At 69.4% G+C, this 15,546-nt stretch carries 15 protein-coding genes; 11 read left to right on the forward strand and 4 right to left on the reverse strand.

Annotation, left to right across the window (positions count from 1 at the left end; all coding sequences use genetic code 11):
* Window positions 1-174 precede the first annotated feature (174 nt).
* Together E8D38_RS20075 and E8D38_RS20080 are read right to left on the reverse strand one after the other, a co-directional pair.
* Window positions 175-693 (reverse strand): GNAT family N-acetyltransferase, encoded by a 519-nt coding sequence (locus tag E8D38_RS20075; RefSeq protein WP_140634858.1) that lies wholly within the window; start codon window positions 691-693, stop codon window positions 175-177.
* Window positions 690-1,208, reverse strand: coding sequence for a DUF1993 domain-containing protein (locus E8D38_RS20080; protein WP_181179290.1), 519 nt, complete (start codon window positions 1,206-1,208; stop codon window positions 690-692). The genes E8D38_RS20075 and E8D38_RS20080 overlap by 4 nt, the downstream gene beginning before the upstream one ends.
* A 190-nt stretch (window positions 1,209-1,398) precedes the next feature.
* On the opposite strand from E8D38_RS20080, the gene E8D38_RS20085 reads away from it, so the two are divergent.
* The 9 genes from E8D38_RS20085 to E8D38_RS20125 all read left to right on the forward strand — a co-directional run bounded on the left by E8D38_RS20085 (window position 1,399) and on the right by E8D38_RS20125 (window position 11,943).
* Window positions 1,399-2,580: an EscU/YscU/HrcU family type III secretion system export apparatus switch protein gene (locus tag E8D38_RS20085; protein WP_140634862.1), complete on the forward strand. Its 1,182-nt coding sequence runs from the start codon at window positions 1,399-1,401 to the stop codon at window positions 2,578-2,580.
* A gap of 158 nt (window positions 2,581-2,738) precedes the next feature.
* Window positions 2,739-4,829 carry a flagellar biosynthesis protein FlhA gene (gene flhA / locus E8D38_RS20090; protein ID WP_140634963.1) on the forward strand — a complete coding sequence of 697 codons (2,091 nt, stop codon included), beginning with the start codon at window positions 2,739-2,741 and terminating at the stop codon, window positions 4,827-4,829.
* A 267-nt stretch (window positions 4,830-5,096) separates the two neighbouring features.
* Entirely contained in the window at window positions 5,097-6,788 is a 1,692-nt protein-coding gene (flhF, locus tag E8D38_RS20095) for a flagellar biosynthesis GTPase FlhF (protein WP_140634864.1), read from the forward strand.
* Window positions 6,789-6,811: 23 nt separating this feature from the next.
* A complete protein-coding gene (locus E8D38_RS20100) occupies window positions 6,812-7,648 on the forward strand; it encodes a flagellar biosynthesis protein (protein ID WP_140634866.1) in 837 nt (278 codons plus the stop codon).
* A gap of 34 nt (window positions 7,649-7,682) precedes the next feature.
* Complete coding sequence (locus tag E8D38_RS20105; RefSeq protein WP_140634868.1) at window positions 7,683-8,396, forward strand: RNA polymerase sigma factor FliA; 714 nt, start codon at window positions 7,683-7,685, stop codon at window positions 8,394-8,396.
* Between the two features lie 50 nt (window positions 8,397-8,446).
* A complete protein-coding gene (locus E8D38_RS20110) occupies window positions 8,447-9,808 on the forward strand; it encodes a methyl-accepting chemotaxis protein (RefSeq protein ID WP_140634870.1) in 1,362 nt (453 codons plus the stop codon).
* Between the two features lie 38 nt (window positions 9,809-9,846).
* Entirely contained in the window at window positions 9,847-10,530 is a 684-nt protein-coding gene (locus E8D38_RS20115) for a GNAT family N-acetyltransferase (protein ID WP_140634872.1), read from the forward strand.
* A 50-nt stretch (window positions 10,531-10,580) separates the two neighbouring features.
* Entirely contained in the window at window positions 10,581-11,168 is a 588-nt protein-coding gene (locus tag E8D38_RS20120; protein WP_246099580.1) for a TetR/AcrR family transcriptional regulator, read from the forward strand.
* Window positions 11,169-11,241: 73 nt separating this feature from the next.
* Window positions 11,242-11,943, forward strand: a complete 702-nt coding sequence (locus tag E8D38_RS20125; protein ID WP_140634876.1) for an SDR family oxidoreductase — start codon at window positions 11,242-11,244, stop codon at window positions 11,941-11,943.
* A gap of 67 nt (window positions 11,944-12,010) precedes the next feature.
* Here E8D38_RS20125 and E8D38_RS20130 read toward each other — a convergent pair whose 3' ends face one another.
* The gene (locus E8D38_RS20130; protein WP_140634878.1) at window positions 12,011-13,033 is read right to left on the reverse strand and encodes a SphA family protein; all 1,023 of its coding nucleotides are present in this window, start codon (window positions 13,031-13,033) and stop codon (window positions 12,011-12,013) included.
* Window positions 13,034-13,245: 212 nt separating this feature from the next.
* Between E8D38_RS20130 and E8D38_RS20135 the strand changes: the two genes are divergently transcribed.
* A complete protein-coding gene (locus tag E8D38_RS20135; protein ID WP_181179292.1) occupies window positions 13,246-13,848 on the forward strand; it encodes a chalcone isomerase family protein in 603 nt (200 codons plus the stop codon).
* Between the two features lie 112 nt (window positions 13,849-13,960).
* On the forward strand, window positions 13,961-14,440 hold the full coding sequence (locus E8D38_RS20140; RefSeq protein ID WP_140634883.1) for an aminoacyl-tRNA deacylase: 480 nt from the start codon (window positions 13,961-13,963) through the stop codon (window positions 14,438-14,440).
* Here the strand turns inward: E8D38_RS20140 and E8D38_RS20145 are convergent.
* The gene (locus E8D38_RS20145) at window positions 14,391-15,350 is read right to left on the reverse strand and encodes a LysR substrate-binding domain-containing protein (RefSeq protein WP_140634885.1); all 960 of its coding nucleotides are present in this window, start codon (window positions 15,348-15,350) and stop codon (window positions 14,391-14,393) included. The two genes, E8D38_RS20140 and E8D38_RS20145, sit on opposite strands and share 50 nt — an antisense overlap.
* Between the last annotated feature and the right edge of the window lie 196 nt (window positions 15,351-15,546).

Here is a 15,546-nt window from a genome sequence, read left to right on the forward strand (position 1 = left end):
GCGTCAATCTCGCATGCTTGTGGCTGTTCATCCGTTCTCCTGATCCGAGTTGCTGGGCGTGTGGAAACACCAGCATCCCAGAGCAGGGACGGATGAACAACCTTGTGGAACATCACACCTAGGCCTGCGCCCCCAGGGATCCAAGCGTGAGGCTCCAAATAGCGTTAACAGGCCCTAGGAGCCGGGGCCGCCGCCGGCGTACAGCCGCAGCGGCTCGCCGGAATGGGGCAGGTTGATTTCGCGCTCGAAGCGCAGCCCCAGCTTCTCGAGCAGGCGGATGGACGCCTGATTCCCGGCCACGGTGATGGCCACCACCCGCGGCAGGCGCAGCACCTCGCGTGCATGGGCCATGCAGGCCGAAGCCGCCTCGTGTGCATAGCCCATCGAACCGTATCGCGCGAGGAAGGCAAAGCCGATGTCCACATCGTCGAGCCCGTCGCGCCGGATGAGGCCGCAGATGCCCAGCGGCACGCCGTCGGCCGTGCGCTGCACCAGCCACAGCCCGAAGCCGACGCGTTCGTACATCGCCATAGGCCCCTGTGAGATGTAGCGCCGGGCGTCGTCGAGGCAGCGCACGCCCTTGTCGCCGATGTAGCGCAGCCAGCCCGGCTCGTTCAGCAGCTCGAGAATGAAGGCGTCGTCGCCTTCGGCCAGGCGGCGCAGCGTGAGCCGGGGTGTTTCGAGCACCTTCACCGGGCGTAGACGTGGAAGCCGTCGTAGTCGCCCTTGCCCAGCCCCACGCCCAGATGCCGCAGGATCGCGTAGGCGGTGGTGAGGTGGAAGAAGAAGTTGGGCAGCGCGTACTGGGTGAGGAAGGCCCGCCCGGGCAGTTCCACCGCCTCGAGCCCCGCCTGGCTGCTGAGCACGCGGTCGGCCGCGTCGTGCATCTGCTCGGGCGAAAGCTGCTGCAGGAAGCGCAGCGTGTCGGCGATGCGTTGCTGCAGCCCTTCGAAGCTTTCGTCCGGGTCGCCCCACTGCGGCACCGGCTGTCCCGCCAGCGGCGCGCAGGCACGCAGGGCAAAGCCGGCGGCGATCTGCACCTGCTTGAACAGCGGGTACATCGTGGGCGACAGGCGGGCCTGCAGCAGCGCACTCGAATGCAGGCCGCGGCTGGCCGCATGGCGCTCGCCGAGCGCCAGCATCGCGGAGAGCTGGTGGAGGTAGCGGGTGAAGACGGGAACGGAAGCTTCGTGGAGGGAGAGGGTCATGTGCGGTCGGTCGTCGGTTCGCGCAGTCGGGGCGCCTGCACATTGGACAGGAAGGCGGCCGACCCGCCAATCACCGGGGAAAGGCACCGGTTTCGGCTCTTTTCCGGCGAAGGCACCGCTGTGACCGCGGAAGAATCCGGCTCCAGATAGCGTCAAAGTCAACCGACGCTCGCCCGATTCGCTGTCCGCCATGGCCGACTCCTCCTCGTCGCAAGACAAGAACCTGCCCGCCTCACAACGCAAGCTGGAAAAGGCGCGCGAAGAGGGGCAGGTCGTTCGTTCGCGCGACCTGGGGCACTTTGCCGCGGTGGCCACCGGCGTCGGCCTCATGGTGGCGGTGGCGCCCAGGCTGACCGGCTGGCTGAAGGACGGGCTCGCCTCGGCCCTGCGCTTCGATGCCAGCACGCTGGCTTCCACCGCCTCGATGGGCGAACGGCTCGGGGTGGCCGCGACCCAGCTGCTGTGGGTGGTGCTGCCGCTCGGGCTCCTGATCATGGTGATCGCCTCGGTGAGCGCCGTGATGTCGGGCGGCTGGAACTGGACGACCAAGGCGATCGCCCCGCAGTTTTCCCGGCTCAACCCGATCACCGGCCTGCCCCGGCTGCTGTCGAAGCAGCAGCTGACCGATGCCCTCAAGAGCTGCCTGCTGGCCCTGGTGCTGGGCACCATCGGCAGCTTCTACCTGAAGAGCAACCTCGACGGCTTTGCCGCCACGCTGGGCCTTTCGCTGCCGGCCGCGTTGTCGGCGGTGGGCGACCAGCTGCTGGGCGGCGTGGGCCTGCTGGTGCTGGCCCTGTTCGCCTTTGCCCTGATCGACGTGCCGCTGCAGCGTTTCCTGCATGCCTCGCGCCTGAAGATGAGCCATCAGGAAATGAAGGAGGAATTCAAGCAGCTCGAGGGCAACCAGGAGATCAAGGTCAAGATGAAGGCCCGCATGCGCGAGATCGTGAAGCGCCGCATGCTGGCCGAGGTGCCCAAGGCCAGCCTGGTGGTCATGAACCCGACCCACTACGCCGTGGCGCTCAAGTACGACGAGACGATGTCGGCGCCGCGGGTGGTGGCCAAGGGGGCCGACCTGCTGGCGATGAAGATCCGCGACGTGGCCAAGGGGGCGCAGGTGCCGGTGCTGCAGGCCCCCGTGCTGGCGCGTGCCCTGTATGCGCACGCCGAGCTGGACCGGGAGATCCCGGCCACGCTGTTCAGCGCGGTGGCCCAGGTGCTGGCCTATGTGTTCCAGCTGCGCGCGGCCATGAGCGGCAAGGCGCCGATGCCCGGCGACCTGCCCGAGCTGCTGGTGCCGGCCGAACTCGACCCGCACAACGATGCGAGGAAGAAGGCGGCCGTCGAGGCGCAGGCGGCCGAAGAAGGCTGAGCTGACCGCCAGCCGTGCAATCCGTCACGCACGCGCCGCCGGGCCGAAAACGAATAAGCCCGTCCCGCGCCCTCTTATCCGACTAAAGCCTGGCGGCCCGGTGGGAAGAATCCACCACCATGGCCGCCAACACATTCGCCGCACAGCCGCGCAACCCCATGCTCGCCCAGATGCAGGCATGGCTGGGACCGAACGCCCACATGATCAAGGGCCTGGCGATCCCCGTGCTCGTCATCATGGTGCTGGCCATGATGGTGCTGCCGCTGCCGCCCTTCCTGCTCGACCTGCTGTTCACCTTCAACATCGCCATGGCGCTGATGGTCATGATGGTGGCGGCCTACATGGTCAAGCCGCTGGACTTCGCGGCCTTCCCGGCGGTGCTGCTGCTCACCACGCTGATGCGCCTGTCGCTCAACGTGGCCTCCACCCGCGTGGTGCTGCTCGAGGGCCATACCGGCACCGGCGCGGCGGGCAAGGTGATCGAGTCGTTCGGCCACTTCCTGATCGGCGGCAACTTCGCGGTCGGCCTGATCGTCTTCGCGATCCTGGTGGTGATCAACTTCGTGGTGGTCACCAAGGGCGCCGAGCGCATTGCCGAAGTCGGCGCGCGCTTCGCGCTGGACGCCATGCCCGGCAAGCAGATGGCGATCGACGCCGACCTGAACGCCGGGCTCATCGACGAGCACGAAGCCAAGCGCCGCCGCGCCGAGGTGGGCAACGAAGCCGAGTTCTTCGGCTCCATGGACGGTGCGTCGAAGTTCGTGCGCGGCGATGCGATCGCCGGCATCCTGATCCTGTTCATCAACATCATCGGCGGCTTCATCATCGGCGTGGCGCAGCACAGCCTCACGATGAGCCAGGCCGCCAGCTCCTACATCCTGCTGGCCATCGGCGATGCGCTGGTGGCGCAGATCCCCGCGCTGCTCATCTCGGTGGCCGCGGCGATGGTGGTGTCGCGAGTGGGCAAGGACAACGACGTCGGCACCCAGATCCTGGGGCAGATGTTCAAGACCTCGAAGTCGGTTGCCATCGTGGCGGCCGTGATCGGCATGCTCGGCATCATCCCCGGCATGCCGCACCTGGTGTTCCTGTTCATCGGCGGCCTGCTGGGCTACCTGGCCTGGTGGATGCACAAGCGCGAAGTGGCCGAGAAGAACCGGCCGAAGGACACGCCGGCAGCGGCGCCCGCCCAGGCCGACCCGAATGCCGAAGCCACCTGGGACGACCTGCAGCCGGTGGACGTGCTGGGCCTCGAAGTGGGCTACCGGCTCATCCAGCTGGTCGACAAGGAACGCCAGGGCGACCTGCTCGGCCGCATCAAGGGCGTGCGCCGCAAATTCGCGCAGGACGTGGGCTTCCTGCCGCCGGCGGTGCACATCCGCGACAACCTGGAGCTCAAGCCCAGTGGCTACCGCATCACGCTGCGCGGCGCGGTGGTGGGCGAGGGCGAGGTGTTCCCCGGCATGTTCCTGGCCATCAACCCGGGCCATGCCAGCACGCCGCTCATCGGCACGGCCACCACCGACCCGGCCTTCGGCCTGCCGGCCACCTGGATCGAGGAGCGCCAGCGCGAGCCGGCGCAGATGGCCGGCTACACGGTGGTGGACCCGTCCACCGTGGTGGCCACTCACTTGTCGCACCTGATGCAGGTGCATGCCTCCAAGCTGCTGGGCCGCGTGGAGACGCAGCAGCTCGTGGAACACGTCACGAAGCTCGCGCCCAAGCTGATGGAAGACATGGTGCCCAAGACGGTGCAGATCGCCACGCTGCAGCGGGTGCTGCAGCTGTTGCTCGAAGAAGGCGTGCACATCCGCGACATGCGCTCCATCGTCGAGGCGCTGGCCGAATCGGCCGGGGCTGGCGGCATGGCCGGGCCGGACGAGCTGGCGCGGCGCCTGCGCATCACGCTGGCGCCGGCCATCGTGCAGCAGATCTACGGCCCGGTGCGCGAGCTCGACGTCATTGCCATCGAACCCGACCTCGAGCGCCTGCTCACGCAGGCGCTCACCTCGCAGGGCGGCCCGGTGCTCGACCCGGGCGTGGCCGACCAGCTCACCCGCAGCGCGGCCAACGCCTGCAAGCGCCAGGAAGACATGGGCCACCCGGCCTGCCTGCTGGTGCCCGACCCGATCCGCCCGGCCATGGCGCGACTGCTCAAGCGCGCCGCGCCCCGCCTGCGCGTGCTCTGCCACAGCGAGATCCCGGAGACGCACTCCATTCGCATCGGCTCCATCATTGGAGGGAATTGAGCCCACCCCCCGGAGCGGCGCCGCCGCTCCCCCCTCAAGGGGGGCGACCCCAGCCGACCGGCAAAGCCGGATCGGCGGCGTCCACTCCCACGCTGCTTCTGGCGGGGTTGGCAAGTGAGCGAAAAGGGTGCGACTTACCCCGCTTATCTGACTCAAGTTCCGACGCCGTCCCGGAACAATGACAACAAGGCACAAATGTGCTTAACGGTCACAGGCGCCACAACCGGCACCGGTCACTAGTCACCCGTCACAGGTCACTGCTCACAAATGAACGTCAAACGCTTCACCGGCCGCACTTCACGCGATGCGATGACCCTGGTGCGCCAGGCCTTTGGCGATGACGCGGTGATCGTGTCGACCAAGCCCTGTGCCGAAGGCGTGGAGATCCTCGCCATGGCACCGGAGACGGTGGCGGCGCTGGAGCGCGTGGGGGCTTCCGCACCCGCACAGCAGGCGCCGCAGAAGGCTGCCGCGCGGCCGGCTCCTGCTAAGGCGGCTGCCAAGACCGCAGCCGCCCGGCCCGGCGCAGCGCCTGGCGTGGACGAAGACGTGGAAAAGCTCGCGATGAGCACGCTGTCGTTCCAGGACTACGTGCGCGAGCGCATGCTCAAGCGCCGCCAGGCCGCACTCGAAAGCCAGGCCGCCGCCGAGCAGGCGGCATTGCCGCCGGTGCCGGCCACACCGGCCGCCATCGAGCAGCGCCTGGCGCAGCGCCAGGTCGCGCAGCAGCAGCAACAACACCAGCAGCAGATCCAGGCCGCCGCGCCCGTGCAGGGCTATGCCGCCGCCGCGGCCGCCATGGAACCCGAGCTCGACGACATCACCATCGGCGCCACCCGCGTGCCGGCCGCCCGCCGCGGCGAGCCGCCGGTGCTGCGCGAAGCGGTGAACTACCGCGACCACCCGTCCACCCACCTGTCGCTGGCCGACAGCAGCGCTGCTGCGCACCAGCTGCAGCAGCACCAGCAACATCAGCAGCAGGCCGCTGCGGCGGCCGCCGCGCGCGCTGCCGCCGAGCAGCTGGAAATGATGAACGAGCTGCGCTCGATGAAGGGCCTGATCGAGGACCGCTTCGGCGCGCTGGCCTTCATGGAAAAGCTGCAGCGTTCGCCCGGCCAGGCCCGCCTGACCCAGAAGCTGCTGGACTGCGGCTTCTCGCCCGCGCTCATCCGCAAGCTGGCCGCCGGCATGCCCGGCGAAGTGGCCAACGAGCAGGAATGGGCCGCCAGCGTGCTGGAGCGCAACCTCTTCACCGGCGACGCCGAAGCGGCGCTCGAAGACCAGGGCGGCGTCTACGCCATGATCGGCTCGACCGGCGTGGGCAAGACCACTTCCACCGCCAAGCTGGCCGCCGCCTTTGCCGCCAAGCACGGCGCCGCCAACCTCGGGCTGGTGACGCTTGACGCCTACCGCCTGGGCGCCCATGAACAGCTGCGTGCCTATGGCCGCATCCTGGGCGTGCCGGTGCACACCGCGCACGACCGCACCGCGCTCGAGGACCTGCTCGACCTGCTGTCGGCCAAGAAGATGGTGCTGATCGACACCGCCGGCCTCGCCCAGCGCGACACGCGCACTCGCGAGCTGCTCGACATGCTGGCACACCGCAGCATCAACAAGCTGCTGGTCATCAACGCCGCCGCGCAGGGCGAAACGATCGAGGACGTGATGGTCTCGTACCGCGCTCCCACCTGCCGCGGCATCGTGCTGTCCAAGCTCGACGAGGCGGTGAAGCTCGGCCCCGCGCTCGACGCGCTGATCCGCCACAAGCTCAAGGTGGTGGGCGTGGCCAACGGCCAGCGCGTGCCGGAAGACTGGCACCGCCTGTCGTCGCATGCGCTGGTGCATCGCGCGCTGCGCGCCGGCGGCAGCCCGGCCTACAAGCTCGATGCGAACGATGTGAACCTCGTGTTTGCCGCACCGCAGGGTGCCGCCGCCGCGCGCAGCCAGCGCGCCCTCTGAACGACCGACCACAGCAGACCAACATGCCCGTGACGACGGACAGACCCACCCCGATGGACCAGGCCGCCGGCCTGCGCCAGATGTTCGCGAAGGCACAGACCCGGTTCGTGCCGGTGGTTTCGAACCCGCACCTCGTGTTCGGCGGCGTGCTGCTCGAACGCCTGTGCACCGCCCTGGGCGAGCTGAACCTGCACACGCTGGTGGTCGATGCGAGCGAGCGCGCGGCCGAGCCGGCCGAGCTGGCCCGCTTCGACCTGGCCGAAGGCTTGGAGCGGCTGTCCGCGCAGGTGAGCTACCTGAGCGCGCGCGGCCTGCCGCTGCGCTTCGTGGACGCCGGCGGCTCCACGCAGAACTTCCTGGCCGCGGTGGCCGACGCCGCGCCGTTTGCCGACGTGGTACTGCTGCATGCCCCGGCCAGCGACCTCGCACGCATGTTCGCGCACCGCGCCCCCGGCGTGGACGCCCCGCGGGCGGTGCTGCTGTGCGACGAGCGCCCGGAGGCGGTGACGCATGCCTATGCCGCGCTCAAGTTGCTGGCCACCCGCTGCGGCGTGATGGTGCACGACCTGCTGCTGGCAGCCATGCCGCAGTCGCAGCGCGCAGCCCTGGTGGCCGACCGGCTGGCGCAGTGCGCCGACGATTTCCTGGGGGCGGTGCTGCACGACTTCGTCTGCATCGACCCGGCCGAAGCCGCCGCCGACGCACCGAGCGACGCGCTGCGCCGCCTGGTGGCCGAGCTGCTGCCGGCCGCCTGGCTGCAGCTGCCCTCGGGCGCGCCGCTGGATTCCGGCTTCGACACCCTGATGCACACCCGAGCCGCGGCGCTGCCTTCGCTGCACCGCGCGCCGGTGATGAACTGACCGACCGATAGACCCCGAAGCGAAAGAGCCGCGTATGTACACCGCAAAAGGCCGCCTCGACGTCAACGCCATGCTGCAGCAGTACAGCCCGCTGGTGCGCCGACTCGCGCACCAGATGATTGCCAAGCTGCCCGCCAACGTCGAACTCGACGACCTGATCCAGGTCGGCATGATCGGCCTCACCGATGCGCTGTCCCGTTTCGACGTGGCGCAGGGCGTGCAGTTCGAGACCTTCGCCACGCAGCGCATCCGCGGCGCGATGCTCGACGAGCTGCGCGGCTCCGACTACCTGTCGCGCGGCACCCGCAAGCAGCAGCGCTCCATCGAAAGCGCGGTGCACAAGCTGGAGCAGAAGCTCGGCCGTGCGCCGCAGGAAAGCGAGATCGCCAAGGAAATGGGCATCTCGCTGGCCGAATACCAGGAGCTCCTGGGCAAGGTGCGCGGCACGCAGCTGGTCTACCTCGAGGACATGTCGGGCGACGACGGCGATGCCGACTACCTGGACCGGCATGTGGCCGACGAGAGCGAGAACCCGCTGGCGCAGTTGCAGGACCGGCGCATGCGCTCGGCGCTGGTCGAGGCCATCAAGACGCTCCCCGAGCGCGAGCAGTACGTCATGAGCATGTACTACGAGCACGACATGAACCTGAAGGAGATCGCCGCGGTGCTCGGCGTGACGGAATCACGGGTTTGCCAGCTGCACAGCCAGACCATCGCGCGCCTGAGGGTCAAGCTGCGCGAGTGGTGAGCCGATAAACAGGGTTGCCGAACGCGAGACAAGAAAGAGGAGCAGCCCCGATGTTTTCCTTGTTCAAGGCGAATCGACCTGTTGCGGCCGACCACGCGGCCGTCGAACCCCAGGGCGGACGATTGGGCAGTGATCTTGCGATGGAAGCGGTGCGCTCCATCGCCAAGCAGGCCTCCGACCTCGGGCGCGACGCCTGCGAGGTGCGCGGCCTCATGGAAGACACCAACAAGGTGTCGGTACGCCAGGTGCAGGCCATGGCCGAGCTCAGCGTGCAGGTCGGCGGCGTGCAGAAGTCTCAGGATGCGATCGCCGGCACCACCGCCCAGAGCCTCGCGTCGGTGGCGCGCGCCCGCAAGGTGGTGCAGGGCGTGGGCAAGGAATTCGTGGGTGTCGTGGACACCCTGCGGCACGTCTCCGAGGCGGCCAGCCAGATCACCCAGATCGCGCTGCAGACGCGCCTGGTCGCCTTCAACGCCTCGGTCGAGGCCAAGCGCGCCGGCGAGGCCGGCCGGGGCTTCGGCGTGGTGGCCGACGCCGTGAAGGACCTCTCGGCAAAGGTGGAAGCCTCGTCCAAGCAGATCATGAGCACGGTCGGCGACCTCGACCAGCGCATCGAGGCGCTGGCCAGCGAGATCCAGTCCGATGCCGGCCGCGGCAAGCTCGGCACCTTCCATGTGGCGCTGGCCGAGGTGGAAGAGGGCGTGTCGCGCATCAACGCGGCGGCCGACGAGAGCCGCAGCATCTGCAGCGGCCTGGCCGGCCAGATGCGCGAGCTCGAGCGCGAGATGCAGCAGACCACCCGGGCGCTGGACACGGCCATGTCGCGCAGCGAGTCGTTCCTGCGCGTGAGCGAGCACCTCATCGAGCAGGTGGCCACCTGCGGCATCGAGACGCAGGACACCCCGTTCATCCGAGCCGCGCAGGACGCAGCCGGCCAGATCTCCAAGCTGCTCGAGGACTCTCTGCGCACCGGCACCATTGCCGAAGCCGCGCTGTTCGACGAGCACTACGTGCCGGTTCCCGGCACCAGCCCGCAGCAGCACACCACGCGCTTCATCGACCTGGCCGACCGGCTGTTCCCGCAGGTGCAGGAGAAGGTCCTGACGCTGTCGCCCAAGATCGTGTTCTGCATCGCGGCCGACCGCAACGGCTACATCGCCACCCACAACAAGAAGTACTGCCACCCGCAGCGTGCCGGCGACACCGCCTGGAACACCGCCAACAGCCGCTGGCGCCGCATCTTCAACGACCGCACCGGCCTGGCCTCCGGCCGCAACACCCGCGCCTTCCTGCTGCAGACCTACCGCCGCGACATGGGCGGCGGCAACTTCGTGCTGCTCAAGGAAGTGGCCGCGCCCATCACGGTGAACGGCCGCCACTGGGGCGGCGTGCGGCTGGCCTTCGGCTTCTGACCTGCCGGCCGCGCCGCGGCGGCAGTAGCATGCGGGCCATGCACCCGCTCGACCATCCCGTCTGGGCCAGCCTTCGCAGCGTCCACGAACCCTTGTCCATCGGCACCGCGCTGGCGCGCCGGTTCGCCCGCGACGTGAACCTGTTCGCCTCGGCGGCCGACGACAGCCCGGCCGCGCTGGCTGCGCTGGCCGAACTCGTGCAGCCCGGCGAACAGGTCTTCGTGCTGCAGGTGCCGCCGATCGCGGTGCCCGTGCAGTGCGTGGCGGTGAAGGAAGCGCGCGGCGTGCAGATGCTGGCCACGCGCAGCCTGCCGGGCCAGGCTGCGTTCGACGGCATCGAGCCGCTTTCGGACGCCGACGCGCCCGAGATGCTGGCACTGGCCCGCCTGACCGAACCCGGCCCCTTCCTCGCGCGCACCCACACGATGGGACGGTTCCTGGGTGTGCGCATCGACGGCCGGCTGGCAGCGATGGCCGGGGAGCGCCTGCGGCTGCCGGGCTACACAGAGGTGAGCGGCGTGTGCACCCACCCTGACTTTCGAGGCCGCGGCCTCGCGCGCCGGCTGTCGGCGGCGGTGGCGGCCCACATCCAGTCGCGCGGCGAGCAGCCCTTCCTGCACGCCTGGCGCAGCAACAGTACCGCCATCGCGCTGTACGAGAGCCTGGGCTTCGAGCTGCGCACCGAAGTGAACGTGGCCGTGCTGGAGCGTCGCGGCGCCTGACGAAGATTGTCTTGACGGCGCCGTATGACGACCATAATATGATGGTCATCATGTCGAACGAGCCCAGCCGCAAGCAGATCACCCATGACCGCATCGTCGAGGTGGCCGCCCGCGCCATCCGGCGTGCCGGCTATCACGGGGTGGGGGTGGCCGACATCATGAAGGAGGCCGGCCTCACGCACGGCGGCTTCTATGCCCACTTCGGCTCGCGCGATGCGCTGCTGGTCGAGGCCATGCAGCATGCCCGGCGCGACACCGCGCAGGCACTCAACGCGCTGGTCGCTGAAAACATCGGCAAGGGCATGGGCCGCTTCGCCGCGCTGGTGGAGGCCTACCTGGACGACCGCCAGATGGGCGGCGCCGAATGCGGCTGTGCGGTGGCCGCGCTGGCCGGCGAGATGCCCCGCCAGGGCGATGCGGTGCTCGAGGAGGCGCGCGAAAGCGTGCGCCTGCTGATCGACGGCGTGGGCCGCGCCCTGCCGGAAGGCACGCAGGCCGCCCTGGCGCCGGTCGTGGCCGCCACGATGGTGGGCGCGCTGCAGCTGGCACGCACGCTCGGCGGCAAGGCCGGCAAGGCGGTGCTGGCCAGCACCCGCAAGAGCCTCGTCGACCAATACGAACCCGGCCGTTCCGGCTGAACGACGCGCCGGTGCGTCGCCCTCTCGTCTGCTCGCCGGCAAATATGACGATCATCATACAAAGGTCTGGATCATGAAACTCGACAACGCCACAGTCCTCGTCACCGGGGCCAACCGCGGCATCGGTTTGGCCTTCGCAAAGGCTGCGCTGGCGCGCGGCGCCCGCAAGGTCTATGCGGCGGCGCGCAATCCGGCCGGCATCAGCCTGCCCGGCGTCACGCCGCTCAAGCTCGACGTCACCTCCGCGGACGACGTGGCCGCCGCGGCCCGGGCGGCGGCCGATGCCACGCTGGTGATCAACAACGCCGGCATCGCGGTGACGGGCAGCTTCACCTCGCCCGACGCAGAAGAGGTGCTGCGGCGCCATTTCGAGACCAACGTGCTCGGCGTCCTGCGGGTGAGCCAGGCCTTTGCGCCGGTGCTCGCCCGCAACGGCGGCGGCGCACTGCTCAACGTGGCGTCGATTGCGAGCTGGATCAGCGGCCCGCTGCTGGCGAACTATGCGGTGTCCAAGGCAGCCGTCTGGAGCCTGAGCAACGGACTGCGCAACGACCTGCGCGCGCAGGGCACGCAGGTGCTCACGCTGCACATGGGTTTCGTCGACACCGATCTCACGCACGGCATCGACATGCCCAAGTCCACGCCGCAGGCCGTCGTCGCCCGCGCCCTCGACGCACTCGAGGCCGGCGCCGACGAAGCGCTGGCCGACGAGATCACCTTGCAGGTCAAGCAGGGCCTGTCGGCCGAGCCGGCGGTCTACCTGGCGGCGCGCTGAGGCTGGCGCGCCAAGGAAGAACGGCACCCGCAGGTGCCGTTCTTCGTTCGCCTGGCGTGCGGGCTGCTCAGTCCAGCCGCACGTTCAGGCGCAGCCAGTACACCTGCCCTTCGGGGCGGTTGCGTACCGAGAACTCCTGCATGGCCTTGAAGTCCAGGCCCCAGGTGCCGCTCTCGGCCAGGTAGCCGACCACCGGACCGGCCGCCAGCGCACGCACCTTGTCGCCGGTCGCGGAGACCGTCGGTCCCTGGTCATTGGTGGTCTGCTGCAGCACATAGCCTTGCAGGCCCAGGCGCCAGCTGTCGGTGGCGCGGTACATCGCCGCCCAGTCGGCATGCAGGTACTGGCCCGAGCGCACGTCGGTGTCGCGATTGCGGGTGTTGAACGAGTAGGTGGCACGCAGCCCCACCTCGAAGCCGCTTTCCCAGACGCGCGAGGCCACGATCAGCGGGCGCAGCGTCCAGAACTTGCCGGCGCCGGCGTTCACCGCGCGTTGCGCGTCGTAGTCGCCGGTGGGCGCGACCACCGCGAAGCCGGCGACGAAGCGGGACTCGTCCTGCGCCCAGTCGACGAAGGCGGCGAGTTCGGTGTCGGCCAGGCCGGTCTCTTCGCCGGAGCGGCGTACGCCTTCCTGCGCCAGCGCGGCGTCCACCGTTGCCCGCGGCACCGGGAAGCCGGCGGGCACCGTGCTGCTCAGGCTCACCCGGGTGCTCTGCTTCACCATCGGCAGGGCGAACGAGAAGCCCAGGCGGCCGTCGGACACGATCTGTTCGGTCACGTAAGTGAGGCGCGGCACCAGCACGTCGGCGCGCACCTCGGCCTTCACCTGCACCGGCAGTGCACCGGCGGGCGTGGCCAGGGTTTGCGCGACTTCATCGCCGTTGTCGTCGCGTACCTTGTCGGCGCGGTAGTGCTGCACCCACAGCTGGCCGTACACGCCGGGGAACTGCGGCGTGGCCAGCTCGTACGACGGCGCGCCGAGCAGCGCGCGCACCTGGCCTCTTTCGGTGGCGAAGGCGGGCGCGGCGGCGAGCAGGCAAAGGGTGGGCAGCAGTGCGCCGAGGGCGCGGGCCGGTGAACGAACGGGCATCTAAGGTCCTGTTGTGGGTGGTGTGGAGCGGTGCGTCGCAGGCCGAGGGGCCTGGTCTGCAGCAAGGGCGGCATGGTGCCAGCGCATGCGCCGGATTCACGTGGCAGCCGTCACAGGGGCCATGGTCTAGAGCGCCTTCCCTATGGCACCGCATGGGTGCGCGCGCTGTAATGCCGCACCCGCAAAACGAACGACGAGTGCAGTACCCCACCATGTCCCTCCAACGATTCTTCGCGGCCCTTGCGGCTGCCTGCTGTGCGCTGGCTGCCAGCGTCAATGCCATGGCCCAGGAGGTCGTGCTCGAAGGCTTCAAGTTCGCCGACACCGCCACCGTGCACGGCCAGCCGCTGGTGCTCAACGGCGTCGGCATCTCCAGCGTGCTGTCGGCCAAGTCCACCATCGTGGGCTTCTACCTGCCGCGCAAGCAGACCACCGCCGAAGCGGCACTGTCCGAGAAGGGCCCCAAGCGCATCCAGTTCTACATGGCCCGCGACGTGTCGGCGCGCGACCTGTCCAACGCGATGCTCGACCGCATCCGCCAGAACGTGCCGACCGAGGAGTTCGCTGCCAACATCATCCAGACGGCGCAGCTGGGCACGGTGTTCGGCAACCGCCAGAAGGTGCTGAAGGGCGATCTCGTGATGGTCGACTACAACCCGGCCACGCAGACCACCGAGTTCAGCCTCAACGGCGCCAAGATCGGCGAGACCATCAAGGGCGAAGCCTTCTTTCCCATGATGATGAAGATCTGGATCGGTCCCAAGGTGCGCGGCAGCACGCGCGACGCGCTGCTGGGCGGTCCCCAGAAGAGCTGAGCCCAGGCTCCTCGCCCAAGCCCCCCTCGGGCTTGTGGCGATAGCGCCGCCCACCCCTGCGGGCGGCGCAAACTTGGCACCTCTTCAGACCACCTTGCAACAGGAGGCTGCCATGTCGATTCCCACCCGCCTGTCCAGCTACCTCGACCAGTGTGGTGCGCGCTACGAGATCCACGCGCACGAGCCCAGCCGCAGCAGCGCCGAGACGGCGCGTGCCGCCCACGTGCTGCCCCGGCAGCTCGCCAAGTCGGTGCTGCTCGAAGACGACGACGGCTGCGTGATGGCGGTGCTGCCGGCCGACAAGACGGTGCAGGTCGGCGAGCTGGCCGAGATGCTGGGCCGCAGGCAGCTGCGCCTGGCCGACGAGGACCGCATCGCGAGCGTGTTCCCCGACTGCGTGCGCGGCGCGCTGCCGCCGGTGGGCATGGCCTGGGGCGTCGAGACGGTGGTCGACGACGCGCTGGAGACCAACGACGTGATCTACCTCGAAGGCGGCGACCACCAGCGGCTGCTGCGCATGTCGCGCGACCAGTTCCACGAGCTCATGAGCCCTGCACAGCACGGGCACTTCGCGAAGGAGCGCTTTCACTGAGCGCTGATGCGGCCTTGCCGGCCTCGGCGCGCGACAGCAGCCAGCGCCTGAACGCGTCGAGCGCGGGCGGCTCCGGGCGCGCGCGCGGCACGCACAGGTAGTAGCCCCTTCCGGTGGAGGCCGAGCCCGCCACCGGCATGGCCACGCGGCCCTGCGCCAGTTCGTGGTCGATCATGCAGCGTTGCACCACGGCCACGCCCATGCCGGCGGCCACTGCCTCGACCAGCCCGGCGGCGAGGTCGAAGCCGGCGGCCAGCTCCGGTGCGGCGTCCGCCAGCCCCTGGGTGCGCAGCCACAAGGCCCAGTTGTCGGGGTAGTTCACATGGTGCAGCAGCGGGTGGCTCAGCAGGTCCTGCGGCGTGCGGATGCGCTCGCGCCAGGCCGGCGGGCAGATGGCGACGATCTCGCGCCCGACGAGGTAGGTGGCGCGCACATGCGGTGGCCAGCGGCTGTGGTGCGTGGCCCGGGTCTGGATCCAGCAGTCCACGTCGTCGCGCCGGAAGTCGTCGTCCTTCACGTACGGCTTGAAGACGATGCCCACGTGCGGATGCTGCGCATGGAACGACGGCAGCTGCGGCACCAGCCAGCGCATGTTGAGCGACGGGATGGCGGCCAGCCGCAGCTCCGAAGCGGGCGTGCCGCGCACCTGCCGTGCCGGCACCGCCGACTCGAGCTGCGCGAGCGCCGCATGGATGCGGTCGAAGTACAGCCGCCCTTCGGCGGTGGGCTGCACGCCCGCGGGGTGGCGCTCCAGCAGTTCCAGGCCCAGCCGCTCTTCCAGCCGCATGACCGCGCGGCTCACCGCACCCTGCGTCACCGCGAGCCGCGTGGCGGCATGCGAGAAGCTGCCTGTCTCGACCACGTTGGCGAAGGCATGCAGCTCAGGCAGTGACGGAGAGCGGATGCGCATGGCGGGGCATTACATCAGGTAATGGCACGCGCCACATCGTCGATGGACGCACGAGATCGCGGGCGGCACAGTCGGCGCGCTGTCCCCGGGCCGCAAAGCCGCGCCACGACTGGCAAATCGCCGTTTGCGGCAAGGACTTCGCAGCCGCCGCAGCCTGATGCGAACACGCGACGGACTACGGATCTCCGGAGTCGCT

Origin of the sequence: Methylibium rhizosphaerae, assembly GCF_006386545.1 — a bacterium.
GTDB lineage: Bacteria > Pseudomonadota > Gammaproteobacteria > Burkholderiales > Burkholderiaceae_C > Pseudorivibacter > Pseudorivibacter rhizosphaerae.